Source organism: Streptomyces sp. NPDC034103 (assembly GCF_055575395.1).
The window spans coordinates 309,912-334,421 of the sequence record NZ_JBVISS010000001.1; the positions used below are offsets into that span (position 1 = coordinate 309,912).

Consider the following 24,510-nt stretch of genomic DNA (forward strand, 5'->3'; position numbering starts at 1 on the left):
TGCGTCGCTGCCGGCCGTGTCGGGGGTGGCGGGGGTGTCGCGGGCGGCGGCGGGGCGCATCGCTGGTGGCGGGGCGTGTCGCTGTTGGCGGGGCGTGTCGCTGCTGGGCGCGTTCGCCGAGGAACAGGGCGCGGGTCCGCTGAGAAGGGGCGCGTCCGCTGGGAACGGGGCGCGTCGCCCCGCCCGAGCCACCGACCCCAGGAGCAACAACTCGTAGGCCCCGCAGGTCGGTTGCGGACCGCCGACGCGGCGGCCCGCGGTCTGTGATGTCCGGCATCCCGAACGCTCCACAACGCTTCGGACAGGCTTCGTCCAACCCCTTGCCGAAGCCTTAGCCGAAGGTTAACGTCCCGCACCGCAAGTCCATGTGAGCCACCTGGCGCTGAGCCGCTCCAGCGATGGGCGCAGAGCCGCAGCCGCACTCGAGACAAGGACGTCAGCATGTCGGCAATGAGGAACGTCAACTGGGACCGCCGAACCGTTCTGCGGGCCGCGATGGGCATGGCCGCCGCCGGTGGACTGGCCGCGTGCGGCGGCAACACCGGTCGCGGCAGCTCCGGCGACAGCCTGGTGCAGTACTTCCACGCGTACGGCGAGGCGGGCACCGAGCAGGCCATCAAGCGGTATGCGAAGGCTTACAAGGAAGCCAACGTCACCACGCAGTGGATCACCGGCAGCAACTTCGAGAACAAGCTGTTCCCGGCCCTGTTGACCAAGAACGCGCCCGACGTCTTCGAGTTCCACCCGCAGCTTCAGCTGGTGACGAGCGGGCAGGTCGCGGACCTCTCCGACATCATCAACCCGGTCAAGGACGACTTCAACCAGGCCGACATCGCCTCGCACACGGTCGACGGCAAGATCTACGGCGTCCGCATGATCGACGACCCGCAGTTCTTCTACTACCGCCCCTCGCTCTTCGAGAAGGCCAAGGTCGAGGTCCCCCAGACCCTGGAAGAGCTGATCGAGACGGTCGACAAGCTCACCACCGACAAGGTCAAGGGCGCCTTCCTCGGCAACGACATCACGACCATCCAGAACCCGCTGATCTGGTCGGCCGGCGCGGACACCCTGAACGACAAGAACGAGATCGCCTACCACACGGACGCGGTCGCCGACGGCCTCAAGCAGCTGCGCCGGCTGTTCACCAGCGGCAACCTGCTGCTCGACGCCCCCGCCGACTGGTGGGACCCCTCGGCCTTCACCCAGGGTCTCACCGCGATCCAGTGGTGCGGTATGTGGGCGATGCCGGTGATCCAGAAGGCGCTCGGCGACGACGTCGGCATCTTCCCGTTCCCGAAGGTCGGAGACGCCGGCAAGTTCTCGGTCACCAACGGCGGTTGGTCGATGTTCGTCAACGCCAAGGGCAAGAACGTCGACGCGGCCAAGGAGTACGTCAAGTGGCTGTGGATCGACCAGAAGAAGTACCAGGAGGACTGGGCGCTGTCCTACGGCTTCCACATCCCGCCGCGCACCTCCATAGCGGAGAGCGCCACCAAGCTGAAGTCCGGCCTGCCGGCCGAGGGCGTCAAGCTGTTCGGCGAGTACGGGCACTTCGACAACATCGCCTGGACGCAGGCGATGATCGCCTCGGTGAACGACGTGATCGCCAACTCCGTGCGCAAGGGCGGCAGTCCGGAGGCCGCGCTCGACGCCTGTGACAAGAAGGTCAACGCCGAGCTCAAGAAGCTGTTCGGATAGGCCGGCGGGCGGATCACACCATGTCGACCACCACGGAGATCGACCTCGCGACCTCCGCCCCGGCCAAGTCCCGCAAGGACCGGCCGCGGCGGAGTCTGCGGGCCAGCGCCACGCTCAACTTCTGGCTGTTCACCAGCCCCTTCCTCATCGGCCTGATCATCTTCGTGTTCGTGCCGATGGGCTGGAGCATCTACCTCAGCTTCTTCGAGGCCCGGTTCACCGTCTCGCCGAGCGAGTTCATCGGCTTCGACAACTACCGGGCGATCCTGGACAACCCCGACTTCACCGGGGCCCTCGTCACGTTCACCGTCTTCGCCGCGTTCATCGTCCCCACCACCTGGGCGCTCTCGCTGGGCCTGGCGCTGCTGGTGCACCGGCTGACCTTCATGAAGACGTTCTTCCGGTCCGTGTTCTTCCTGCCGACCGCCGTCTCCTATGTCGCCGCGGCGCTGATCTGGAAGATGTCCATCTTCAACGGCGTCCGCTTCGGCATGGCGAACACCGTCATCGGCTGGTTCGGCTTCGAGAACGTCGCCTGGCTCGCCAACCCCGAACCGCCCTGGTACTGGCTGGTCATCGTGACGCTCCGGCTGTGGCTCCAGGCCGGGTTCTACATGATCCTGTTCCTGGCGGCACTCCAGAACATCCCGGGCGAGCTGTACGAGGCCGCCGCCATCGACGGCGCCAAGCCGGGCTGGCAGACCTTCCGTTACATCACGCTGCCGCAGCTGCGGGCCACCTCCACCGCGGTGATCCTGCTCCTGCTGATCGCCGCCTACCAGGCCTTCGACGAGTTCTGGAACCTGCTCAGCAGGGCGACCTGGGGCCAGCCCCCGCTCGTGGAGCTGTACAAGACGGCCCTCGGCGAGAACCAGGACTACGGGCAGGGCAGCGCCGGCGCCGTCATCCTGACCCTGCTCATCCTGATCATCACCCTGTTCCAGGGCCGGATCATGGGCTTCGGAAGGGGTGAGGAGTCCAAGTGACCACCACCGCACCTGACAGCGGCAAGACCCCGCGTACACAGCGCGGCGGCCGGGTCATCGGCAACACCGGCCTCTACATCGCCACCGGTGTCGCCGCCCTGCTGTTCCTGATCCCCTTCTACCTGATCGTCCGCAACGCCCTGATGACGGACCCGGAGATCACGGGCGAGGACTGGAAGTGGTTCCCCACCGACATCCAGTGGGGCAACATCACCGAACCGTTCAACGACGAGACCGTCGACTTCAGCCGGGCCCTGTGGAACTCCTGGGTCGTCGCCATCCTGCACACCAGCGGCATCCTGCTGATCTGCTCGCTGGCCGGCTACGGCCTCGCCCGCATCCCGTACCGGCACGCCAACAAGATCTTCTACGCCGTGCTGGTCACCCTGATGATCCCGACGGCCGTGACCTTCGTGCCGAGCTTCGTGCTGGTGTCCTCGCTGGGCTGGGTGGACACCTACCGGGGTCTGATCATCCCGGGCCTGTTCAGCGGTTTCACCTGCTTCCTGTTCCGGCAGTACTTCCTGGGGTTCCCCAAGGAGCTGGAGGAGGCGGCGCGGGTGGACGGGCTGTCGTACTGGGGGGCGTACTGGCGGGTCGTCGTGCCCAACTCGCTGAACTTCTTCGCGGCCATGGCCACGATCACGTTCATCAGCGGCTGGAACTCCTTCCTGTGGCCCCTGGTCATCGGCCAGGACCCCAGTGCCTGGACCATCCAGGTCGCGCTGTCCGCGTACATGACGAACCAGACCGTCAACTACCACCTGATCTTCATGTCCACGGCCATCTCCATCCTGCCCCTGGTGCTGGTGTTCCTCTTCCTCCAGCGCTGGCTGGTGCAGGGGATCGCGCAGACCGGCATCAAGGGCTGACCCGGGGCGCTTCCGTCCCGTGCCCGGTAGGTGAGACGGCCGGGTAGGAAAGCTATTAATCGATTGACCAATTGATCGACATTCCGACACTGTCGAGACGTCGTCCGCGGTCGGTCGGCAGCCATGCCGACCGGCCGCGATTCGTTTGTCCGGCACGGGAGTTGACGTCTTTTGGTTGCCAGCATCGAGGTCCGCGGACTGTCCCGCACCTTCCACTCCACGGTCCGCCGACCCGGCTTCACCGGCGCGGTCCGGTCCCTGGTCAACCCGGAGCGGGTCGCCAAGCACGCCGTCACCGACATCAGCTTCGACGTGGACCCGGGTGAACTCCTCGCCCTGCTGGGCCCGAACGGTGCCGGCAAGTCCACCACCATCAAGATGCTCACCGGGATCCTCACCCCCACCGCCGGGCACGCCAGGGTCGCGGGTGTGGTGCCGTACGAGGACCGCGAGCGCAACGCCCGCAACATCGGCGCTGTGTTCGGGCAGCGCACCCAGTTGTGGTGGGACCTGCCGGTGCGCGAGTCGTTCGCGATCCTGCGGGACATCTACCAGGTGCCGATGGCCGAACACGCCGCCCGGCTCGCGGAGTTCGACGGGCTGCTCGACCTGTCGTCCTTCTGGGACACCCGGGTGCGCCATCTCTCGCTCGGCCAGCGGGTGCGCAGCGACCTGGCCGCCGCCCTGCTGCACGACCCGCCGGTCGTCTTCCTCGACGAGCCGACCATCGGCATGGACGTGGTGGTCAAGGAGCAGGTGCGGGAGTTCCTGCGGCACCAGGTCGAGGAGCGTGGCCGGACCGTCCTGCTCACCACCCATGACATGACGGAGGTCGAGCGGCTGGCCGAACGGGTCGTCCTGGTCAACCACGGCCGCCTCGTCCTCGACGGCACCCTCGACGAGATCCGCCGCAAGTTCGGCTCGACCTGGCAGATCCGCACCACCCTCGCCGACCCGCACACCGACCTCGTTCCGCTGCCGGGTGTCGTCCTGCACCAACGCACGGGCTCCCGCCTGGTGTTCGGTCCGGACGGCCCCGACGCCCCGACCGTGCACCAGGCACTCAAAGCCGTGATCGAGGCCTACGAGGTGACCGACATCGCGCTCGACGAGGCGGACCTCGAGGACGTGATGCGGGCCGCCTACGTCCATGCGGAGGAGGTCTGACATGGCGGCGATCCACGCCTGGCGCGCCGCCCGCGTCACCCCGCTCGGTGAACTGCTCACCCCGCCCCGGATGACGGCCGCGCTGCTGCGCCTGACCGTGCAGGTGGTCCTGGTGGCCTCCCTGTGGCACGGCCTGTACGCGAGCACCGGCACGACCGCCGGACTCGACCGCGATCAGGCGGTGACCTACGCCGTGCTCGCCGTACTCGCGTCCCGACTGCGGGGGTTGGACCAGTACGCGGGCCGGGACACGGTGTTGCAGCACATGCACTTCGGCACCATCGTGTACTGGTACCTGCGCCCGCTGAAGCCGCAGCGGTACTACGCCCTGCGGGCCCTCGGCGAGCAGCTGTACGGTCTGGCCTGGGCACTCGGCGGCTACGCGGTCTGTCTGGCCGCCGGCGTCGTCGAACCGCCCGGGTCGGCCGCGGTCGCGGGGGTGTTCGCGCTCAGCCTGCTCCTCGGCCAGCTGGTCCTCTACTACGTCATGCTCGTCATCGACCAGCTGTGCTTCTGGACCCTGCGCAACGGCGCCGCGATGCTCATCCTGGTCTTCGCGCAGAACCTGCTGGCGGGCGTGTACGCGCCGCTGTGGTTCTTCCCCGACTGGTTCATCTCGCTGAGCGCCTTCCTGCCCTTCCAGGCGACGTTGAGCGTGCCCCTGTCCCTCTACATCGGCCGCATCGAACTGGCTGACGCGGGGCCGCAGTTGGCGATCCAGGCGGCCTGGGTCGTCGTGCTCGCCCTGTTCACCCGTCTGTTGTGGCGCCGAGCCGCCCGCCGTGTCGTCTCCCAGGGAGGGTGAGGCCTGTGAACGCCGTCCGGATCGCCTGGCGCATCACGCGCCTGAACTTCCGTGCCCAGCTGGAGTACCGCTCCGAGTTCCTGATGATGATCGCGATCGGTGCGGTCTGGCAGGTGTCGGTGATCGTGTTCGCGACAGTGCTGCTGACCCGGTTCACCGGGATGGGCGGCTGGGACAGCTCGGACGTGCTGCTGATCCCGGCGACCCGGATGCTGGCGCACGGTCTGTTCGTGCTGTTCCTGGGCCGGGTGCACGGTCTGGGCCGGCACATCCAGGAGGGTGTCATCGACACCTACCTGGTCCGTCCGATGCCCGTCCACCGCCAGCTCCAGCTGTCGTACTTCCCCACCAACGCCATCGGCGACCTGACGGTCGCGGTGGGCCTGATGGCGGGTGCGCTCAGCCGCAGCGACCTCGACTGGACGGCCGGCCGGATCTCGTACCTGGTGGTGGCCGTGCTCGGCGGCCTGCTTCTGGAGGCGGCCCTGTTCACGGTCGTGGCCTGCGCGTCCCTGCGGTTCCCGGCCGCCGACTACTGGGGGCGCTGGCTGGAGGAGCTGCTCGGCACCTTCGGCAGCTACCCGCTCAACGTGCTGCCCAGGGCGGTGGGCGGCTTCCTGACGTACGGCCTCCCGCTCGCGTTCGTCGCCTACTTCCCGGCCGCCGTGCTGACCGGCCACGGTCATGACACCGGGGTCCCGTACTGGCTGGCGGCGGCCTCGCCGCTGGTCGGGGCGCTGGCGTATCTGGGGGCGCGGTGGCTGTGGCGGTACAGCCTGCGGCACTACACGGGGGTGAACGGCTGAGGTCCGCCGGGGCCGCGAGGTCCCGGCGGCTACGCTCGGCCGCGATGAACGACCGACAGGAACAGGTGACGGCGTACGCCGCCGAGGGCAGGATCTGGACGCGGCTCGCCGGACTGCTGCCGTCGGCCGAGGACGTGGAGCTGGTCCAGGACTGCTGGGCCATCGGGGAGCAGGAGGGCGGGCTCTGGCAGCTCGTGGAGAAACTGCACGAACAGGGCGTGGCCGTCGACGAGTTCACCCGGGCCGAGATCGCCGCGATGGCCGTGCAGTGGGATGTGTGGGACCGGCTCCAGGACGACATCCTGGCCCTCCCGGCGCTGGAACTCCCGCCCGGACGCGCCCGGTTGGGGCCGCTGCGGGTGTACGCCGACATGGAGCCCGTCGAGGAGGACGGGCGGATGCTGGTGCCGTGGATGCGCTGCGCGGGGTGCGAGCGCATCCTGTCACGCGGTCATCTGCGCGCCCCCTGGGGGATGTTGTCCTACCCGTCGGCGTATCTGGTCACCGGGCGCGGTGAGGCGCCGGTGGAGTTCGACAACGAGGAGCCCGGGGCGGTGTGGGCGGCGCTGTCCGCGCTCTCGGCGGGCTGCCGCGCACGGGGCGACGAGCTGCGGGGCGAGGCAGGGGCGTAGCGCCGCCGTTTCGGCGATCACCTCCCGGGATTTCCAAACGGGGCTGTCCCACTCCCGGCCCTACCGGGGTGCCAGTACGCAGAACTCGTTGCCGTCGGGGTCGAGCATCGCGACCCGGCCCGTGGCGTCCCCGGCGCCGTCGACGCGCTTCGCGCCCAGGGCGAGCAGACGCTCGACCTCCGCCCGCTGGTCGCCACCGGCGGGTGGTGCGAGGTCGAAGTGCAGTCGGCCGGGGCCGGTCTTGGGCGCCACCGGCGGGCCGCCCCAGGTGATCTTCGTCCGCCGTGCGGTGACTGGATCGCGGTCTCCTGGTCCTGGTCCCAGACCAGCGGCCACTCCAGCGCGGCGCTCCAGAAGTACCCGACCTCCTGCGAGCCGTCGCAGGCGAGGGCGCCGATGAATCCGGTGTCGGCGAGGAAGGCGTTGCCCGCCTCGATGACACAGAACTCGTTGCCGTCGGGGTCGGCGAGCACCACGTGGCCCTCCTCCGGGAGCTGGCCGACGTCGATGTGCCGGGCGCCGAGCCCGAGGGCCCTGTCCACCGTCCGCCGCTGGTCCTCCGGAACGGCACTCGTCAGGTCGAAGTGCATCCGGTTCGGGCCGGTCTTCTCGTCCCGGGTGGGGAGGAAGCGCAGCCGGAAGCCGCGCTCGTCGGCGGGCAGCAGCGTGAAGCCGCCGTGCGCGTCGCCGACCGACTCCCACCCGAGGACTCCGGACCAGAACCCCGCGAGCCGTCGGGGCTCGCTCGCACCGAGACACAACGCGAACAACTGACACGTCATAACCGCGCCCCATTTCCGATCCGCCGCCCGATCCCGGGGCCGCAGCTTAGGGGCGCGCAGGTATCAGCCGCAGCCCAATATCGGGGGCCTGAACGCGCTCCGCCTTCATGCACTAGGATGTAACCTAGGTACCCTAGGTTTCTTTCGCCGCCCCCGGAGACCCCCATGGCCCGCGCCGGAATCACCCGCGACCGCCTCACGGCGGCCGCCGCCGACCTCGCCGACGAGGTCGGCTTCGAGAACGTCACCCTCTCCGCGCTGGCCCGCCACTTCGGCGTGAAGGACGCCAGCCTCTACTCCCACGTGCGCAACCTCCAGGAACTGCGCACCCGCGTCGCCCTGCTCGCGGGCGGCGAGCTGATCGACCGGATCGCCGTCGCCGTCGCGGGACGGGCCGGCAAGGACGCGCTGGCCGCCTTCGCCGGTGCCTACCGGGAGTTCGCACGCGAACGTCCCGGCCGCTACGCCGCCACCCAGATCCGTGTAGACCAGTCGCTCGTCGCGGACTCCCCCGCCCTCCGCCGCACCGCGGAGATCACCTACGGCATGCTCCGCGCCTACGGCCTGGAGGAGCCCGATCTCACCGACGCCGTACGCCTGTTGCGCAGCACCTTCCACGGCTACTGCGCCCTGGAGGCCGGCGGCGGCTTCGGCGCCCCCCGTGACGTACAGAAGTCGTGGAACCGTGCCATCGACGCCCTGCACGTCCTGTTGCAGAACTGGCCCCGCGAGGAGGGCGACACCCATGACTGAGCCGTACCACGACGTCCAGGGCAGCGGTCCCGTCCTCCTGGTCCACCCGGGCGGGGCGGGTCACCCCATGGGGCTCGAACCGCTGGCGCAGGCGCTGGCCGGCCGGTTCACCGTCGTCACCTGCGACCCGCTCGGTCTCGCCCACGGCCGGCTCGGCTCCCCCGTCGACGACCAGCGCGTCGAGGAGTGGAGCGACAGCGCCCGCCGTGTGCTCGACCGGGTCCTGCCGGACGGGGAGAGCGCGTACGTTCTCGGCACGAGCGCCGGTGCTGTCGTCGCCCTCGACCTGCTGGCCCGGCACCCGGAGCGGGTGCGGCACGTCGTGGCGCACGAGCCGCCGTGCGTGGGCCTGCTGCCGGACGGGCCCCGACACCGGGCCATGTTCCGCGAGGTGTACGACACCTATCGCGCGGCGGGCCCGAGAGCCGCCGCCGTCCGTATGACCGCCGGGCTCACGGACCAGCCCGCCCCGGCGCTGCCCCCGGGCCAACCCCTCACCCGCGAGGAGGAGTTGGACACCCCGGCGGCCCTCTTCCTGGCCCACGTCCTCGTCCCCTTCACCTCCTACGACCCCGACCTCACCGCCCTGGCGGCCGCGCCCCTGACCCTGGCGGCCGGAACGGACTCGCGCGGCCAACTCCTGTACCGCACGGCTGAGTTCGTCGCCGAGAAGACCGGCGTGCCGTTCGCCGAGTTCCCCGGCGGACATCTGGGCGCCCTCCAGCACCCCCGAGCCTTCGCCGACCGGCTCACCGAAACGCTGCTCGGCGCCTCGTCCTGACGGTGGGGCCCCCGCTACTTGGCTCGCTCTCGCGCGCTGCGCTCCACACAGAACTCGTTGCCCTCCGGGTCGGCCATCGTCGCCCAGCCGGTCCCGTCCGGGTTGCGCCGGTCGTCGAGGAGTGCGGCACCGAGGCCGATCAGGCGCTCCACCTCCTCGTCCCGGGTGCGGTCCTGCGGCTGGAGGTCCAGGTGGACCCGGTTCTTGACCGTCTTGGCCTCCGGCACGGTGACGAAGAGCAGCCTGGCCTCCTCGATCAACGCCTCTCGTCACCGGGTCGGTCGTCGTCGTGCAGGGGCAGACCGAGGACCTGGGACCAGAAGGTGGCGAGGCCGTAGGCGTCGGCGCAGTCGATGGTGGTGTGACGGATGGCGGAAGTCATGCGAGGGATTGTCGTGGACGCGCCCGGAAGAGATCAACGGGGACCAGATCACCGCGACCGGCAACCCTTCGCGCACCCGCGGCGACCGGAGGGCATGACTTCAGCACGACGCACCACCAGCCACCGCCGTGTCTGCGAGGACGGCACCTGCACCGGCACCTTCGCGGGCACCCATCTGCGGCTCATCGACTGGAACGGCACCTTCCGAAGTGCGGACCAGGTGGTGAGCACCCGTATCACCGGTGACATCGCCGTTCAGAAGGACGGCAGCCTGACCTGGGCGTCCGTGCCCGTGACGCCGTCGTACGCCAGCGCTCTCACCGGCGCGTCGCCGACGACGAAGACGCTGCGGATCAGCCGCCTCACCCCCTGAGCGGGTCGGTCCCGCCCTCACCCCCGTCCGTCGCGCTCCCACCCCCGTCCGTCTCGCTCCCATCCCCGTCCGGCGTCTCGCTCTCGAGCACCTCGACCATCCGGTGCATCACCTCGACGGGCAGCCCCGGATTGCGGGCGGCCGCCTCCGCGTTGCCGGTGCTGGTCCTCAGCAGGCGCACCAGGAGCCGGGCCGGGAGGTGGGGGTGGAGTGCGGCGGCGAGCCGGATGTGCTCGTGGGGGTCCTCCAGGAGCCGCGCGGCCGCCGTCGCCGAGAGCCGGGGATCGGACGCGGCGCGGCAGCGGACCTCTTCGCTCGTGTCCCGGCTGAGGCGTTCCACCAGTTCGGGGGTGGACTCCGGGTCGTCCAGGGCGAGTCGGCGCATCCGCGGGCGGGGGTCGTCGGCGTAGCGCAGGAGGTCGTGGCGGGGGAAGTTGGGGTGGCCGCGCGGGCGGTCGGGGGTGGTGAGGCCGCCGTCCCACCACTGCCACACCTCCAGGAGCATGTCGGCGGGCGCGTCGTCGCAGGACTCCGCGAGGAAGAGCTGGACGACACGGTCCTCGTCGCGGGCGAGGCGGGCGACGACGTCCGGCGGCAGATGCGGGGCGCGGGCGACGCTTCTGCGGACCAGGGGGTGGGCGGAGGCGGCCAGGCGCCGCATCGCGTCCTCGTCCTGGTGCAGGGTGACGATCCAGTCGAGGGCCCAGGAGTGCTGTTTGGGGTCGAAGACGAAGTCGATGCGGGCGCGTTGCTCCTCGGTGAGGTCGGCTCGCTGCGCCACCGTGTTGCGGACCCACACGTCGGTGTCCTGGCCGAGGAGGGCGACGAGATCGGGATCCACGGCCAGGTTGCGGGCGAGGGAGCGACGCTCGTCCGCGTCGCCGTGCCGCGCCAGGTGTTCGGCGAGGTCGCGGCTCAGCAGGCAGGTCTCCAGGGCCTCCTGCTGGAGGTTCCGCTCCTCCAGTGTCTCGAACACCGGCCGGGGCATGGGGTGTTCGCGGTGGTGCAGAAGCCGGGACCGCGAACGTGCGTAGCCGGGAGGCCCGTTGACGAGCGACGCGCGTGCGGCGGCATCGAGATGCGGCCAGGCCGTTTGGCAGGCCACGGCCCGTACGCGGTCGTCGGGGTCGGCGGTCAGCGCGAGGGCCACGGCGACGGGCAGACATCCGAGGCGGGCGGTCTCACCGCGCACCCGCGAGGACGGGTCGGCGGCGAGCCGGCGGCAGGTGTCCTCGTCGAGCTCGGCCGCGCGGTCCGCGGCGATCATGGTGAGCAGCCACCGCTGCCGCTCGTCCCGCTCGCCGAGGATCACCCGGGCCCACTGGTCGGGAGTGATGTGCGGCTGATCCTGCACGGCCCTCGACCGCACGCTCCACTCCGGGTCGGACAGCGCGGCGTCCACGGCTTCCGCCGGCAGCGCGCCGTACATCGCGTACGACGATCTGCGCGTCAACCGGGACCGGAGTTCCTTCGGGACCGCCGGGTTGAGGGAGAGACCGTTCGCCCAGGCGTCGAGCACCTTCTCCGCCGGCCTGGGCCGTCTGAACAGCGACTCCCAGGCGGCAGCCCGCTCCTCGGCCGTCTCCTGGCCCGCGGCCCGCGCGACCTCCTCGCGCCGCTCCCTGATCCGGTCGACGGCGACCAGCCAGACCTCGTACTCCTCGGTCGTGACGCCCAGCAGCGTGTCGCCGTCCGGCGACAAGGTGAGGAACTCCGGCTGTCCGGGCCGCTCCCCGAGCACGCCCGCGAGGTCCCACTCGGCGGTGAGCCGGACCCGCCGCCACTGCCGGGACGGGCCCCCGGCGTCGATCAGGAAGGTCCCGTCCGCGTCGAGGATCCCCGTCTCGCGGGCAAGCCGGTACCACTGGGCGTTGATCTCGGCGACCAGGTCGGCGCGGTCCGCGGCGACCTTCGCGGCAGGCCGCACCTCCCACCCGACGACATGGCACCACGCGAACGGCGGCGGCAGGACCTCCTCGACCCGTCGCTCCCCCACCGCCTCCAGTCCGGCCCGCTCCAGCAGTTCCACGCGTGCGTCGCCCCCACTCATGGCCCCCATCCTGCCCGAACACCGTTCGCCCCGTTCAGCCCGGGCAGCCGACCTCCACCACGGAATCCGCCACCCGCACCAGCGCCTCGCCCCCATCCCGCCACCGAACCGCCAACGCGCCCACGCCACCGCCCCGTTCAGCCCGGGCAGACGACCTCCACCACGGCATCCGCCACCCGCACCAGCGCCTCGCCCCCATCCCGCCACCGGACCGCCAACGCGCCCGCGTCGTCGACCCGTACGGTCACCGTCTCGTCCAGCGGCACGGGGTCCGTGTCCCCGGTGAGCCGGACCACGGCGACGAAGAGCGTGCCGCCCTCATCGGTGACGCCGGTCAGCGTCTCGTCGAGGCCGACGGCGGGCAGCGCCTCCGCCCGGGCACCCTCACGGGCGGCCCACCCGGTGATCCGCACCGACGTCCCGGGCTCGGCCCCGGACACCAGATGGGCCCGCACCTCCACCGCCCCGCGCGCCAGCACCACGCTGGTCACCCGCGCTCCCCCGCCGGCCGCGTGCCGCGACGCCGCCCAGCCGTCGCCCACCCCGAGCGGCTCGATACCGCTGCGGCTCGGATCACCGCCGACGATCACGCTGTTGTCGTACGACGGTGCGGGCGCCGTCACCGTCGAGTAGGCGAGGCGGGTGTAGTACGGGTCGTAGCGGACGTCCTCGCTGCCATGGTTGTGCAGGCGCACCACGCCGTCCGAACGGGTCGACTGGAGCAGCCAGTTGGGGGCGGCGACGGGCCGTACCTCGTCCGCGCGCTCGACCGGCGAGGGCTCCTCCTCGGCTGTCCACACCTCGTGGTCCGGCGGCAGGAGCAGACCGACGAACGCCTTGCTCGCCCAGTACGGCGAGGCCGGGCCCGAGTAGCCCTGGAGGAGGGCGTCGTCGGGGCCGTGCCAGCCGAGGGTGAGCAGGCCCTCGGAGTTCACCGCGCCCCGGTCGAGGAAGTACTTCAGCGCCCCGGACGCCAACCGCCGGGTCTGCCCCGGGGTGAGCGGGGTGCGGCCGGTGAGGGCACCGAGCCACAGGGGCGCCGTGGTGGCGAAGCGGTAGGTCAGGGAGCGGCCCTGGTGCAGGGGGGCGCCGTCGCCGCCGAAGAGGCGGGCGTAGTCGGCGAGGTGGGCCTGAAGGCGCTCGCCGTAGCGGGCCGACAGTCGGCTGTCGCCGGAGAACCAGGCGTGCAGCACCGGGTACAGGTGCATGGCCCAGCCGTTGTAGTAGTCGAACTTCCGGCCGTCGCCGTCCGTGTACCAACCGCCGCCGACGTACCACTCCTCGATCCGCCCCAGCCCGCGCTCGATCGCCTTGCGGGACGCCTCGGGCTCGTGGCCGATCTCCTCCAGGAAGCCGCCGACGGTGACGGGGAACAACTCCCAGTTGCAGGGCCAGGCCTCGGCGGTCAGGGCGTCGCCGAGCCAGGCCGCGGCCCGTTGCCGTACCCCTTCGTCCAGCCGGTCCCACAGCAGCGGGCGGGTCACGCGCAGGGCCACCGCGATCGACGCCGCCTCCACCAGCGGCTGGCTGCGATCCTCGATACGCGGCCAGACGCCGGACACACCGGCCGCGAGACCCTCGGCATAGCGCTGGAGGGCGGTCTCGTCCTGGCGGAAGGCGGCCAGCAGGAACGTACGGGCGTAGCCCTCCAGGCCGTCGGACAGCCGGCCGGACCAGCTCGTGCGGTCGCCGGGGAAGTGGTAGAGGGCGCCGCCCTCGGCGGCATAGGGCTCCGTCGCGGCGAGCAGGGCGTCGGCCGCGGCCTCCCAGTGGGCGCGGGTGTAACCGGTGTACGGGCTGCGGATGCGGTCGGCGGGAGGAAGGTGCATGAGTTCTCTTTCGCTTCTTCACAACGTCCGGTGCGGTGACGCGCCCCTTCAGGGGGGCGGGGAACTGCGCGACCAGCCCCACCGGCCCGCACTGTGACAACGGCTCAGCCAACGGGGCGTACAGGCCTGGGGCGCCTCGGTTCCGGTCGAGGCGCCCCAGGGGCTCATTCCGCCCGCACCCGGCCTGCCGGCAGCAGGTGCTGGGCGACGAGTTCGTCGCGGACGAGACCGGCGTACACCGTGGCCCCGCGGACGGAGGTGTGTGTGTTGTCCCGCTTCTCGTTGTAGAGGTAGAGGCCCTTGGAACCCTCGACTCCCAAGGACTCCACGACCGACTTGGTCCTCGCCGTCAAGTCGATCAACGGGACGCCCTTGTCGGCCGCGACCGAGCGGATGACGGCGGGGTGGTCGACGCCGAGGCCGTTGACCAGGAGTGCGGTGTTGTTGTTCAGGGTGCCGTCGGAGTTGAACCAGCGTCGCACGATCGGCGTCACGAGGACAGGCTCACCGCCCTTTTCGCGGATACCGGCGACCAGTGTCTCCAGGTTCGTCCGGTAGGTCACCTCGTCGGTGGTCTTGTCGTTGTGGGCGAGCTGGACCAGGACGAGGTCGCCGCGGCGGATCAACGGCTGGAGGGTGGCGAACAGTTGCGGGTTGGACAGGTACGTCACCGTGCTCTCGCCGGAGTCGGCGTAGTTGGCCACGGAGACGCCCTTGCGCAGGTACTGGGGCAGTTGCTGGCCCCAGCCGGAGTAGGGGTCGCCGGGCTGGTCGCAGACGGTGGAGTCGCCGACGAGGAAGATCTGGCGGGTGTGCCGGGCCGGGGTGACCCTGATGTCGGCGAGTGCGGGGGCCGAGCCGCCGAGGACGAGGTCCAGGCCGGCCGTGCCCTCGGCCCCGGTGGGCTCGCCCTCCGGGGTGCGGACGTTCACGGTGAAGCTGCGGGCCACCCGCTCACCCGCCGGGACGACCGTCTCGGGGAGGAGGGAGCGGCGGGTCTCGCCGCTGACGCCGGTGCTCGACGCGGCCTCTCCGCCGAGGAGGACCTTCACGTCGTAGGTGCCCGCGGGCACGTCGAAGTGGCAGGCGGTGGCGGTGCAGTTGTCGAGGCCGAGCGGGCGGTGCCGGTCGGGCGCGGCATGGGCCGGTGCGGCGGTCAGGGCGGTGCTCAGCGCGACCGTCGCCAGCAGGGCGAGGTTGAAACGTCTCATTCGAGGCTCCTACGGCACGTGACAAGGCCTGGCGGCTGGACCGTACCCGCATCGGCAAGCGCTTTCTAGACCTCACGCAGTTTTCACAAGATTGCCAACCTCCAGCGAGCGAAAGCCCTTTCGCGAAATCGATTCAACTGTCACTCTCGCTCTCACCCGCTCCACCCCCCATGTCTCGAAGGAGGCACCCCCATGTCCGGACCCGCCGTGAACAGACCGGTCGGACGCCGTACCTTCGTCGTCGGTGCCGCGGCCGCCGCCGGTACGGCCGCACTCGCCGGGCCGCTCGCCCAGTCCGCGTCCGCCGCGGCCTTCGGCTGGTCCGACGACGGCTCGAACTACGTCGTCGACACCGGCGCGAGCCTGGTCTTCAAGGTCAGCAAGACCAACGGCGACCTGACCTCGCTGGTCTACAAGGGCACCCAGTACCAGGGCTACGGCGGCAAGAACTCGCACATCGAGTCCGGCCTCGGCACCTCCACCGTGAGCATCAAGCAGTCCGGTACGACGATCCTGATCTCGGTCGCGTACGGCACGCTGAAGCACTACTACGCGGCCCGCAGCGGTGAGAACAACATCTATCTGTGGACCAACAAGGCCGACGCCTCGGTCAGCGCGACCCGCTACATCCTGCGCGTGAACGCGGGCAAGTTCCTCAACGACGAGTCCGACTCCTACACCTACGCGCCCACCACCATCGAGGCCCAGGACGTCTTCGCGAAGTCCGACGGCCAGACCCGCTCGAAGCACTACACGAAGTCCCGGGTCATCGACTACAACTACGTCGGCTGGACCACCGGCAGCGTCGGCCTGTACATCGTGCGCTCCAACCACGAGAAGGCCTCCGGCGGCCCCTTCTACCGCTCCCTGCTGCGCCACCAGAGCGCGGACGGCGGTGGCCTCTACGAGATCCTGTACTACGGCGAGAACCAGACGGAGGCCCAGCGCTTCGGACTCCAGGGCCCCTACGTCATCGCCTTCACGGACGGCGGCGCCCCCTCCTCCGCGCTGTACCCGGGCACCCTCACCACCTCGTGGGCCGACTCGCTCGGCATCTCCGGCTACGTCCCCGCGAGCGGTCGGGGCAAGGTCGCGGGAGTCGGCATCACCGGCCGGAACACGGCGTACCCCTACACGGTCGGGCTCGCCAACTCCGCCGCCCAGTACTGGGGTTCGGCACGGTCCTCGGACGGCTACTTCTCCATCGGGGGTGTCCTTCCGGGGACGTACACGCTGACCGTCTTCAAGGGTGAACTCGCCGTCCTCACCACCTCGGTGAGCGTCAGCGCGGGCGCCACGACCACCCTCAACTCCCTCGCGATCCCGTCCTCGAACGACCCGAGCAACGCGAGCGCGATCTGGCGCGTCAACGACTGGAACGGCACGCCGAGCGGCTTCAAGAACGCCGATCTGATGACGTACGCCCATCCGTCCGACGTCCGCGCCGCCTCCTGGACCGGGAACGTCGTCGTCGGCAGCGGCACCGAGACCTCGGCGTTCCCCTGCTATCTGTGGAAGGACGTCAACAGCGGGATCATCGTCTACTTCAAGCTGACGGCCGCCCAGGCCGCCGCCGCGCACACCCTGCGCATCGGTGTGACGACGGCGTACGCCAACGGCCGTCCCCAGGTCGTCATCAACGACACCTGGACGTCCGCCGTCCCCTCCCCGCCCACCCAGCCGAGCACCCGGTCGCTGACCGTGGGCTCGTACCGGGGCAACAACCACACGTTCACCTACAGCGTGCCGGCGTCCGCCTGGCTGACGGACACCAGCGCCTACAACACGCTGAAGATCTACGTGGCGAGCGGTTCGGGGTCAACGTCCTTCCTCAGTGCCGGTACCTCGATCGACGCGATCGACCTGCTGGCCTGATTGCGCGTCAGGTCCCGCGCGTCCACTGCTGGTTGGTCGCTCCGTTGCAGGTGTACGTGATGATCGCGGCGGAGTTGGCGGTGGACGCGCCGTTCACGTCCAGGCACTCTCCGGTGGCGCGGGCCTTGACCAGCCAGTAGCTGCCGGAGGCCGTGAGGCTCCACTGCTGGGCGTTCGTAGCGGCGCAGTTCTCCTGGGTGACACCGGCGGCGTTCTCCTGGAGGCACAGCGAGCTGCCCCGGCCGACGAGCTGGTAGTAGCCGGTGCCGAGGTCCCTGAACCAGAACTTCTGGTTGGTGCCGCCGTTGCAGGTGTACTGGGCGACGGCGACGCCCTGCCACACCGACTGGCTCGGCACGTCGACGCACTTGGCGCTGTTGCGGGCGATCAGGGTGTTGTACGTGGCGCTGGTCCCGCTGATCGTCCCGGCGGCGGTGTCGACGGTGATCTCCGGGGACCAGGACATCGACATCGTGGTGGAGCTGGGGAAGGTCAACGGCAGCCACACGTAACGCGAGTCGTTGACCGTGCCGCCGAAGGAGTTGCCCCAGCGGTCGCCCAGGTACAGGTACGAGGTGCCCGACGTGCCCTGCACGGGCAGGACGTACGCGGTCTGCGAGCCGTACGTGGTGGAGTCGCCGACGTTCGCCATCGCGCTCCACGGGCCGGCGAGGGAGGTGGCGGTGGCGTACTGCTGCTGGTTGGGGGTCCAGCCGGTGGCGCCCGACGTCAGCATGAAGTAGACGCCGCCCCGCTTGAACAGGGCCGGGGCCTCGCGGTGACCGCCCGGCCAGGGGTTGGCGACCAGGCTCGCGATGCCGGTGTAGTCGGCGGTGAGCCGGTAGATGTGCAGGTCGTAGTTCTCCTTGGCGGCGGACGCCATGTAGCCGGTGCCGTCGCTGTCGACGAAGACCGTGATGTCCCGGGACATGTGCTGGCCGAGCGGGCGGAAGCTGCCCTGCCAGGTGTAGTTGCCGTCGACGGTGTCGGAGACGGCGACGGCGGCGCGGGCCTCGCTGTAGTCGGTGCCGTTCTCCTTGTGCATCCACATCACGAACTTGCCGGTGGCGGCGTTGTACATGACCTTGGGGCGCTCGATGTTGGCGGAGGCCAGCTCGGCGGCGCTCGACTGGGTCAGGACGTGGTTGCGGAACTCCCAGTTCTTCAGGTCGGTCGAGCGGTAGGCGTCGACGTACCGGAAGGTGTTGTCGCTGTTGCGGTGCTCACCGAACCAGTAGTAGAAGGAGCCGACCTTGAGGACCCCGCCGCCATGGGCGTGCACGGGGTTGCCCGAACCGTCGGTGAACTGGGTGCCGTTGATGATCTTCTGGGGTGCCGCCTGGGCGGGGCCCGCGGTGGCGAGGGCGCCGGCCAGCGCCAGACAGAGGCCGAGCAGTACCGCGTACACACGCCTCATGACGCGACCTCCGTGGTCATGGCGGTGTCCGCCACCGGTATGCCGAAGTCGGGGGTGCCGTCCGCGTGCCAGCCGAGCTTCTGGACGCGGGTGTGCCGGTTGGGGTCGTTCAGCGGGTCGCCGACGATCTCCTTGTACTGGCGGGCGTGGTAGACGAGGACGTCGGTGCGGCCGTCCTCGGCGACGGTGAAGCTGTTGTGGCCGGGGCCGTACTGCTTCGTGGTGTCGTTGCTGGTGAAGACCGGCGTCGGTGACTTGGACCAGTTGGCGGGGTCCATGAGGTCGGCGTCCGCGTCGACGGTCAGCAGGCCCAGGCAGTAGTTGAAGTCGGTCGCGCTGGCCGAGTAGGACATGAACAGCCGGCCGTTGCGGGCGATGACCGAGGGCCCCTCGTTGACCTTGTAGCCGATGCACTCCCAGTCGTACTCGGGGGTGGACAGCCGTACTTGAGGGCCCGTCAGGGTCCAGGGGTTCGCCATCCTCGACAGCCACAGGGCGGTGTTGTTGCCCATGCCGGGCTCGTGCTGGGCCCAGGCGAGGTACCGGGTACCGCGATGGGTGAACGTGGTGGCGTCGAGGGAGAAGGTCTCCCACGCCGTCTTCAGCTGGCCGCGCTCGACCCACGTCCCCTTGAACGGGTTGGGGCTCGCGTTCTCCAGGACCCAGATACGGATGTCCCAGATGCTCTCGGCGGGCGCGGAGGCGAAGTAGATGTACCACTTGCCGCCGATGCGGTGGATCTCCGGCGCCCAGATGTGGGCGCCCATGGGACCGGTCGCGTGCTTGGTCCAGATGACCGACTCGGGTGCGGTCGCCAGTCCGTTCAGGGTGCGGGAGCGGCGCAGGATGATCCGGTCGTACTCGGGGGCGGTGGCGGTGAAGTAGTAGTGGCCGTCGGAGTGACGGTGGATGTGGGGGTCGGCGCGGTTGTGGACGAGCGGGTTCACGAACGGGGGTGTCTTCTTGGGGCTCGGTGCGGCTGCGGCGGCGGTGGGGGTCACGGCCAGGGCGCCCGCGGCCAGGGCGCCTTTCAGCAGCAGTCGCCTGTCGGGGACGTCGGGAGTGCGGCTCATACGGACTGCCTCTCGGAGGGGGGTGTCCTGAGAGTGATGTTCGATATTGAGAACATCTGTTGTCATTGCGAACAGCCGAAAGGTAAGGCTGGGGAACGAGGAGGTCAACGGGTCGGACGCGACTGGAGAAGGCGCTTTCTACGGGGCGCCTGTTCACGGCCACTTTTCTGTTATCGAGGGCCGGTCCGTCCCGTCTCCGTCACCGTGCGCAGCCATACCCACAAGACAGCAGCCGCAGCCGGCGCCCTCGCGACGGTCGCCTTCCTGATCACCGCTCCCCCGGCCCAGGCGGCCGGCACCCGCGACATCACCGCCGACGTGCTCGCGGGCCGGGACGTCACGCTCACCGGCGACACGGTCGTCACCGTGCCCTCCGGGACCACGACGTACGACGGCGTTCTGCGCGGCGAGGGCACACTCACCGTGCGTGGCACCGGGACGCTGATCCTGACCAGGAACAGCGACGTCCAGCTGCCGGAGTCCCGGCGGCGGCAGAAGGTGTCGGTCCAGGGCGGCAACCATCCCTACGTGACCACGACCGACCCCGACCCGCCCGCGATCACGGTCGCCCGCGGGGCGACGCTCCAGTACGGCAACGGCGGCGCGACCGGTCTGATCGGCCATTTCCCCTACGGCACCCCGCAGTTCGCGCTCAACCAGGACAACATCCGGGTCGACGGCACCCTGCGGCTCTCCCTGAAGGACACCGCCTACAACCTGGGCACCATCAGCGGCTCCGGACTGATCACCCAGCCCCGCTTCCTCTGGGGCACCTGGGACCTGTCGGGCACCCACTCCTTCTCCGGGGTGATCGACAACGGCACGCAGGTCAACGCCGGGCGACCGGAGTTCGCGACCTCGCTGCCGAACGTCCGCAAGATCCTCAACCAGGGCACCTGGACCGTGGACACCCCACTGGGGCAGACCGTCACCCAGGGCATGGACTTCTACCAGCGCGAGTACGGCAGCGACATCAACGTCCAGTCCCGGCCGGGCGGCAAGGTCATCCTGACGGGCCAGTACAGCTGGTCGGACCGCGGCGGCGACACCGACCCCTCGCTCAGCGACCCGTCCCTGAACTGGACACCCGCGCGCAAGAACGTCAACAAGCGCGGCACCAACATCAAGGGCGCGAACGTCCGTTGGGGCGACGGCACCACCCACAGGATCTTCATGCCGGGCACGGCGGAGACGGTCTACATCAACCTCCTCGCGGCGCGCTCCCGTTCACGGCTCACCTTCGACTACAACGGCCCGGTGACACTCGGCGCCCCCATCGGCGGCGGCAGGTTCCACGACACCCTGTCGGCGCCCGGCGCCGGGGACGTCGTCATCGCCGGTACGCGCGGAAACGAGGTCACCTTCGCCGCCGTGCAGTACTACGACGGCTCCACGACCGTCGAGAAGGGCGCGGTGCTGCGGCTCGGCAGCGGCCGGAAGGGCGGCGACGGCGGACTGTACACCGCGGGCAGCCTGTACAGGGTCGTCGACCACGGCTCGCTGGTGCTGAACAACGCCCGCAAGGCCCTGACCCTGTCCCGGATCAGCGGCAGCGGATCGGTCACCCAGACGGGCGCCGCCACGACGACCCTGACGGGGAGCGGGGTGACGTACACGGGGACGACCACGGTGCGGAAGGGCACCCTCGCCCTGCGCCAGGGGGCGACTCTCCGGCACAGCAGAGCGATCCGGCTGACCTCTCCGGGGGCGCGCCTCGACGCCGGGACGGCGGGGCTGCGGGTGACGACCGCGCTGAGCGGCACGGGCACGGTGAAGGGTTCGGTCACCAACGACGGGGTCGTCGGCGGCGGGGTCTCGGTCTCCGGGAACTACACCCAGAGCGTGCGGGGCGAACTCGTGGTGCGGGACAAGCCGTTGAGGGTGTCCGGCACGGTCCGGCTGGCCGGGGGCCTGGACCTCGCGGCCGCCGGAAGGGCACCCGCGCGCGAGATCACCGTGCTGAACCACACGGGTGAGGCCAGGACCAGCGGTGCCTTCGCCGGGTGGAAGGAGGGAGCGAAGGTCAGGCTCGCCGACACCACCTACCGGATCAGCTACCGGGGCGGCGACGGCAACGACGTGGTGCTCACCGCCGCCACCTCGCACAAGTCCCCGGCCCCGGAATCGACGTCGTCCTCCGCCGCCGTGACGACCAGCGCCGTGGGTGACGCGACGCACGACCGTCTCGGCTGGTGGCCGTACGCCCTCGGAGTCGGCCTGCTCGGCGGCCTCGCGGTCCCGGCGGCGAGGCGTCGGCGCGGGAACCGGCGGGGCGGGCGGCACGCGGCGTAGGCAGGGTCGACGCGTACGGCTCCGGGCCGGCTCGGATCCGGGCGCGCCCCGCGGCGGGACCGACCGGGTCAGGTTCCGGCGCACCCGCCTGTTCGCGGGGTGGACATGCCCGCTGCGCCGGCCGACCCCGGAGTACCGTCGACGGCATGACCAGCAATTCCTCTCTCGCCGAGGCCCTCGCCGCCGGGACCGTCGTGCTCGACGGCGGCATGTCCAACCAGCTCGAGTCCGCCGGGCACGACCTCACCGACGAGCTGTGGTCGGCCCGGCTGCTCGCGGAGCGGCCCGAGGCGATCACCGAGGCGCATCTCGCCTACTTCGAGGCGGGCGCGGACGTGGCGATCACCTCCAGCTACCAGGCCACCTTCGAGGGTTTCGCCAAGCGGGGCGTCACCCGCGAGCGGGCCGCCGAACTGCTCGCCGTGAGCGTCGAGTTGGCCCGCGAGGCGGCGGCCCGGGCGCACGCGAAGGGCGTCACGCGACCCCTGTGGGTGGCGGCCTCCGTCGGCCCGTACGGGGCGATGCTGGCGGACGGCTCCGAGTACCGGGGGCGGTACGGCCTGAGCGTCGAGGAGCTGGAGCGTTTCCACCGGCCCCGGCTGGAGGTGCTCGACGCCGCCGGACCCGACGTACTGGCTCTGGAGACGGTGCCGGACGCCGACGAGGCGGCGGCGCTGCTGCGGGCGGTGCGGGGGCTGCGTACGCCCGCCTGGCTGTCGTACTCGGTCGAGGGCCTGCGGACGCGCGCCGGGCAGCCCCTGGAGGAGGCCTTCGCCCTGGCCGCCGACGTGGACGAGGTGATCGCGGTCGGGGTGAACTGCTGCGCGCCCGAGGACGTGGACGCGGCGGTCGAGATCGCCGCCCGTGTCACCGGCAAGCCGGTCGTCGTCTACCCCAACAGCGGGGAGGCCTGGGACGCCGAGGCCCGCGCCTGGAACGGCCGTTCCACCTTCTCCCCCGGCCAGGTGCGCGCCTGGCGGGAGTCCGGGGCGCGGCTGATCGGCGGGTGCTGCCGGGTGGGTCCGGCGGCGATCGCGTCGATCGCCGGGACGCTGACCACCGCGTGAGCCCGGGCGGGCGGCGAACGACGAAGGCAAGGAGCGGACCACTCCTCGCCACTGTCAACCTATAGCTCACCGGGGGCCTTGCGGCAAGACCCCCGGTGTGCCGGAGAATCGCCAGTCCGAAGCCCGGACCTGCGGGAACAGCGGATCCACGGTGTGCGCGCGATGCGTCGCCGGGTGGGTCCGCCGCGGGGGTGAGAGGGGGATTCCCATGATCGACGTGATCATCGTCGGCGGTGGCCCGACCGGCTCGATGCTGGCCGGCGAGCTGCGGCTGCACGGCGTGGGCGTGCTCGTGCTGGAGAAGGACCCGGAGCCCCCGGCGTATGCCCGGGCGCTCGGGCTTCATGTGCGCAGCATCGAGGTGCTGGACATGCGCGGGTTGCTGGAGCGGTTCCTCGCCCATGGATCGCTGCGTCCCCTCGACCGTGTCTTCTTCGCCGCCATCGACAAGCCCGCCCCCGAGCTGGACACCGCGCACGGCCACGTGCTCGGCATCCCGCAGACCATCACCGACCGGCTGCTGGCCGAGCACGCCGCCGAACTGGGTGCCGAGATCCGGCGAGGCCGCGAGGTGGTCGGTCTGAGCCAGGACGAGCACGGGGTGACGACCGAACTCGCCGACGGCACCCGACTGCGCTCGCGTTATGTGGTCGGCTGCGACGGTGGCCGCAGCACGGTGCGGAGGCTCCTCGGGGTCGGCTTCCCCGGCGAATCCGCCCGGGACGAGACGCTGTTGGGCGAGATGGAGGCGACCGAGGCCCCCGAGACGATCGCCGCGGTCGTGGCCCGAGTCCGGGAGACCGAGAAGCGATTCGGGCTCGGACCCCTCGGGGACGGCAGGTACCGGGTCGTCGTACCGGCCGCGGGGGTGGCCGAGGACCGTGCGGTCCCGCCGACGCTGGAGGAGTTCAGGGAGCGGCTGCGGGCCGTCGCGGGCACCGACTTCGGTGTGCACACGCCGCGTTGGCTCTCCCGCTTCGGTGACGCGACCCGGCTGGCGGAGCGCTACCGGGTGGGCCGGGTGCTGCTGGCCGGCGACGCGGCGCACGTCCACCCGCCGCTCGGCGGTCAGGGGCTCAACCTCGGTGTCCAGGACGCGTTCAACCTCGGCTGGAAGCTGGCCGCCGAGGTCGCGGGCCGGGCGCCTGCCGGGCTGCTCGACAGCTACCAGGCGGAACGGCGTCCGGTGGCCGCCGCCGTGCTGGACAACACCCGCGCGCAGAGCATGCTGATCTCCACCGACCCCGGCGCCCAGGCGGTTCGCCGGCTGATGACGGAGCTGTTGGACTTCGACGCGGTCGCCCGGCACCTGGTCGAGAAGGTCACCGCGCTGGACGTCCGTTACGACGTCGGCGAGGGCCACGAACTGCTCGGCCGGCGCCTGCGGGACGTCCAGCTGAAGCAGGGCCGCCTCTACGCCCTGATGCGCGGCGGCCGCGGCCTGCTGCTCGACCGCACCGGCGGGCTCTCGGTGGCGGGGTGGACGGACCGGGTGGACCACGTGGTCGACGCGTGCGAGGAACTGGACGTGCCCACGGTGCTGTTGAGGCCGGACGGTCACGTGGCGTGGGCCGGCGAGGACCAGCGGGAACTGGTCGAGCGGCTGCCCCGGTGGTTCGGCGCCCCGGTGGGCTGACCGGACGGCGCCGGGCGCCCGCG

General features: G+C 70.7%; 19 protein-coding genes and 2 pseudogenes. 14 read left to right on the forward strand and 7 right to left on the reverse strand.

What is annotated here, in order from left to right; genetic code table 11:
• Positions 1-441 precede the first annotated feature (441 nt).
• The 7 genes from ACZ56U_RS01400 to ACZ56U_RS01430 all read left to right on the forward strand — a co-directional run bounded on the left by ACZ56U_RS01400 (position 442) and on the right by ACZ56U_RS01430 (position 6,966).
• Positions 442-1,698 (forward strand): ABC transporter substrate-binding protein, encoded by a 1,257-nt coding sequence (locus tag ACZ56U_RS01400; protein WP_469081962.1) that lies wholly within the window; start codon positions 442-444, stop codon positions 1,696-1,698.
• Positions 1,699-1,718: 20 nt separating this feature from the next.
• Positions 1,719-2,684, forward strand: a complete 966-nt coding sequence (locus ACZ56U_RS01405) for a carbohydrate ABC transporter permease (protein ID WP_469081963.1) — start codon at positions 1,719-1,721, stop codon at positions 2,682-2,684.
• Complete coding sequence (locus ACZ56U_RS01410; RefSeq protein ID WP_469081964.1) at positions 2,681-3,556, forward strand: carbohydrate ABC transporter permease; 876 nt, start codon at positions 2,681-2,683, stop codon at positions 3,554-3,556. Before ACZ56U_RS01405 ends, ACZ56U_RS01410 begins: the two co-directional genes overlap by 4 nt.
• Before the next feature lie 171 nt (positions 3,557-3,727).
• Complete coding sequence (locus ACZ56U_RS01415; protein ID WP_469081965.1) at positions 3,728-4,723, forward strand: ABC transporter ATP-binding protein; 996 nt, start codon at positions 3,728-3,730, stop codon at positions 4,721-4,723.
• A gap of 1 nt (position 4,724) precedes the next feature.
• Positions 4,725-5,528, forward strand: a complete 804-nt coding sequence (locus tag ACZ56U_RS01420; protein WP_469081966.1) for an ABC-2 family transporter protein — start codon at positions 4,725-4,727, stop codon at positions 5,526-5,528.
• 5 nt (positions 5,529-5,533) lie between these two features.
• A complete protein-coding gene (locus ACZ56U_RS01425; protein WP_469081967.1) occupies positions 5,534-6,334 on the forward strand; it encodes an ABC transporter permease in 801 nt (266 codons plus the stop codon).
• Positions 6,335-6,378: 44 nt separating this feature from the next.
• Positions 6,379-6,966, forward strand: coding sequence for a hypothetical protein (locus ACZ56U_RS01430; protein ID WP_469081968.1), 588 nt, complete (start codon positions 6,379-6,381; stop codon positions 6,964-6,966).
• A 60-nt stretch (positions 6,967-7,026) separates the two neighbouring features.
• Here the strand turns inward: ACZ56U_RS01430 and ACZ56U_RS01435 are convergent.
• Positions 7,027-7,748 (reverse strand): annotated as a pseudogene (locus ACZ56U_RS01435) (VOC family protein).
• A gap of 165 nt (positions 7,749-7,913) precedes the next feature.
• On the opposite strand from ACZ56U_RS01435, the gene ACZ56U_RS01440 reads away from it, so the two are divergent.
• Both ACZ56U_RS01440 and ACZ56U_RS01445 read left to right on the forward strand, forming a co-directional pair.
• Positions 7,914-8,501 (forward strand): TetR/AcrR family transcriptional regulator, encoded by a 588-nt coding sequence (locus tag ACZ56U_RS01440; RefSeq protein ID WP_469081969.1) that lies wholly within the window; start codon positions 7,914-7,916, stop codon positions 8,499-8,501.
• Positions 8,494-9,282, forward strand: coding sequence for an alpha/beta fold hydrolase (locus ACZ56U_RS01445; protein WP_469081970.1), 789 nt, complete (start codon positions 8,494-8,496; stop codon positions 9,280-9,282). Before ACZ56U_RS01440 ends, ACZ56U_RS01445 begins: the two co-directional genes overlap by 8 nt.
• A gap of 14 nt (positions 9,283-9,296) precedes the next feature.
• Here the strand turns inward: ACZ56U_RS01445 and ACZ56U_RS01450 are convergent.
• Positions 9,297-9,664: pseudogene (locus ACZ56U_RS01450) on the reverse strand (VOC family protein).
• 94 nt (positions 9,665-9,758) lie between these two features.
• On the opposite strand from ACZ56U_RS01450, the gene ACZ56U_RS01455 reads away from it, so the two are divergent.
• Entirely contained in the window at positions 9,759-10,037 is a 279-nt protein-coding gene (locus tag ACZ56U_RS01455) for a hypothetical protein (protein WP_469081971.1), read from the forward strand.
• Here ACZ56U_RS01455 and ACZ56U_RS01460 read toward each other — a convergent pair.
• From ACZ56U_RS01460 to ACZ56U_RS01470, 3 genes are all read right to left on the reverse strand, one after another.
• Positions 10,027-12,087 (reverse strand): PE-PGRS family protein, encoded by a 2,061-nt coding sequence (locus ACZ56U_RS01460; protein WP_469081972.1) that lies wholly within the window; start codon positions 12,085-12,087, stop codon positions 10,027-10,029. The two genes, ACZ56U_RS01455 and ACZ56U_RS01460, sit on opposite strands and share 11 nt — an antisense overlap.
• A gap of 137 nt (positions 12,088-12,224) precedes the next feature.
• Positions 12,225-13,916, reverse strand: a complete 1,692-nt coding sequence (locus ACZ56U_RS01465) for a DUF2264 domain-containing protein (protein ID WP_469081973.1) — start codon at positions 13,914-13,916, stop codon at positions 12,225-12,227.
• 164 nt (positions 13,917-14,080) lie between these two features.
• Entirely contained in the window at positions 14,081-15,127 is a 1,047-nt protein-coding gene (locus ACZ56U_RS01470; protein ID WP_469081974.1) for a rhamnogalacturonan acetylesterase, read from the reverse strand.
• Positions 15,128-15,319: 192 nt separating this feature from the next.
• Here ACZ56U_RS01470 and ACZ56U_RS01475 point away from each other — a divergent pair, with 192 nt between their 5' ends.
• The gene (locus tag ACZ56U_RS01475; RefSeq protein WP_469081975.1) at positions 15,320-17,002 is read left to right on the forward strand and encodes a rhamnogalacturonan lyase B N-terminal domain-containing protein; all 1,683 of its coding nucleotides are present in this window, start codon (positions 15,320-15,322) and stop codon (positions 17,000-17,002) included.
• A 7-nt stretch (positions 17,003-17,009) separates the two neighbouring features.
• On the opposite strand, the gene ACZ56U_RS01480 is transcribed toward ACZ56U_RS01475, so the two are convergent.
• Both ACZ56U_RS01480 and ACZ56U_RS01485 read right to left on the reverse strand, forming a co-directional pair.
• Entirely contained in the window at positions 17,010-18,419 is a 1,410-nt protein-coding gene (locus ACZ56U_RS01480) for an RICIN domain-containing protein (RefSeq protein ID WP_469081976.1), read from the reverse strand.
• Positions 18,416-19,492, reverse strand: coding sequence for a glycoside hydrolase family 43 protein (locus ACZ56U_RS01485; protein ID WP_469081977.1), 1,077 nt, complete (start codon positions 19,490-19,492; stop codon positions 18,416-18,418). The genes ACZ56U_RS01480 and ACZ56U_RS01485 overlap by 4 nt, the downstream gene beginning before the upstream one ends.
• A gap of 204 nt (positions 19,493-19,696) precedes the next feature.
• Between ACZ56U_RS01485 and ACZ56U_RS01490 the strand changes: the two genes are divergently transcribed.
• The 3 genes from ACZ56U_RS01490 to rox all read left to right on the forward strand — a co-directional run bounded on the left by ACZ56U_RS01490 (position 19,697) and on the right by rox (position 24,487).
• Positions 19,697-21,784 carry an autotransporter gene (locus ACZ56U_RS01490; RefSeq protein WP_469081978.1) on the forward strand — a complete coding sequence of 696 codons (2,088 nt, stop codon included), beginning with the start codon at positions 19,697-19,699 and terminating at the stop codon, positions 21,782-21,784.
• Positions 21,785-21,930: 146 nt separating this feature from the next.
• Entirely contained in the window at positions 21,931-22,851 is a 921-nt protein-coding gene (gene mmuM / locus ACZ56U_RS01495; RefSeq protein ID WP_469081979.1) for a homocysteine S-methyltransferase, read from the forward strand.
• Positions 22,852-23,059: 208 nt separating this feature from the next.
• Positions 23,060-24,487: a rifampin monooxygenase gene (gene rox / locus ACZ56U_RS01500; RefSeq protein WP_469081980.1), complete on the forward strand. Its 1,428-nt coding sequence runs from the start codon at positions 23,060-23,062 to the stop codon at positions 24,485-24,487.
• The last annotated feature ends 23 nt before the right edge of the window (positions 24,488-24,510 follow it).

What these genes read in the sequence shown, in the direction of transcription:
- ACZ56U_RS01440 (WP_469081969.1), top strand. Translation starts at nt 7,914, where the DNA reads ATGGCCCGCGCCGGAATCACCCGCGACCGCCTCACGGCGGCCGCCGCC.
- ACZ56U_RS01400 (WP_469081962.1), top strand. Translation starts at nt 442, where the DNA reads ATGTCGGCAATGAGGAACGTCAACTGGGACCGCCGAACCGTTCTGCGG.
- ACZ56U_RS01485 (WP_469081977.1), bottom strand. Translation starts at nt 19,492, where the DNA reads ATGAGCCGCACTCCCGACGTCCCCGACAGGCGACTGCTGCTGAAAGGC.
- ACZ56U_RS01460 (WP_469081972.1), bottom strand. Translation starts at nt 12,087, where the DNA reads ATGAGTGGGGGCGACGCACGCGTGGAACTGCTGGAGCGGGCCGGACTG.
- rox (WP_469081980.1), top strand. Translation starts at nt 23,060, where the DNA reads ATGATCGACGTGATCATCGTCGGCGGTGGCCCGACCGGCTCGATGCTG.
- ACZ56U_RS01405 (WP_469081963.1), top strand. Translation starts at nt 1,719, where the DNA reads ATGTCGACCACCACGGAGATCGACCTCGCGACCTCCGCCCCGGCCAAG.
- ACZ56U_RS01455 (WP_469081971.1), top strand. Translation starts at nt 9,759, where the DNA reads ATGACTTCAGCACGACGCACCACCAGCCACCGCCGTGTCTGCGAGGAC.
- ACZ56U_RS01445 (WP_469081970.1), top strand. Translation starts at nt 8,494, where the DNA reads ATGACTGAGCCGTACCACGACGTCCAGGGCAGCGGTCCCGTCCTCCTG.
- ACZ56U_RS01480 (WP_469081976.1), bottom strand. Translation starts at nt 18,419, where the DNA reads ATGAGGCGTGTGTACGCGGTACTGCTCGGCCTCTGTCTGGCGCTGGCC.
- ACZ56U_RS01430 (WP_469081968.1), top strand. Translation starts at nt 6,379, where the DNA reads ATGAACGACCGACAGGAACAGGTGACGGCGTACGCCGCCGAGGGCAGG.
- ACZ56U_RS01420 (WP_469081966.1), top strand. Translation starts at nt 4,725, where the DNA reads ATGGCGGCGATCCACGCCTGGCGCGCCGCCCGCGTCACCCCGCTCGGT.
- ACZ56U_RS01475 (WP_469081975.1), top strand. Translation starts at nt 15,320, where the DNA reads ATGTCCGGACCCGCCGTGAACAGACCGGTCGGACGCCGTACCTTCGTC.
- ACZ56U_RS01465 (WP_469081973.1), bottom strand. Translation starts at nt 13,916, where the DNA reads ATGCACCTTCCTCCCGCCGACCGCATCCGCAGCCCGTACACCGGTTAC.
- ACZ56U_RS01470 (WP_469081974.1), bottom strand. Translation starts at nt 15,127, where the DNA reads ATGAGACGTTTCAACCTCGCCCTGCTGGCGACGGTCGCGCTGAGCACC.
- mmuM (WP_469081979.1), top strand. Translation starts at nt 21,931, where the DNA reads ATGACCAGCAATTCCTCTCTCGCCGAGGCCCTCGCCGCCGGGACCGTC.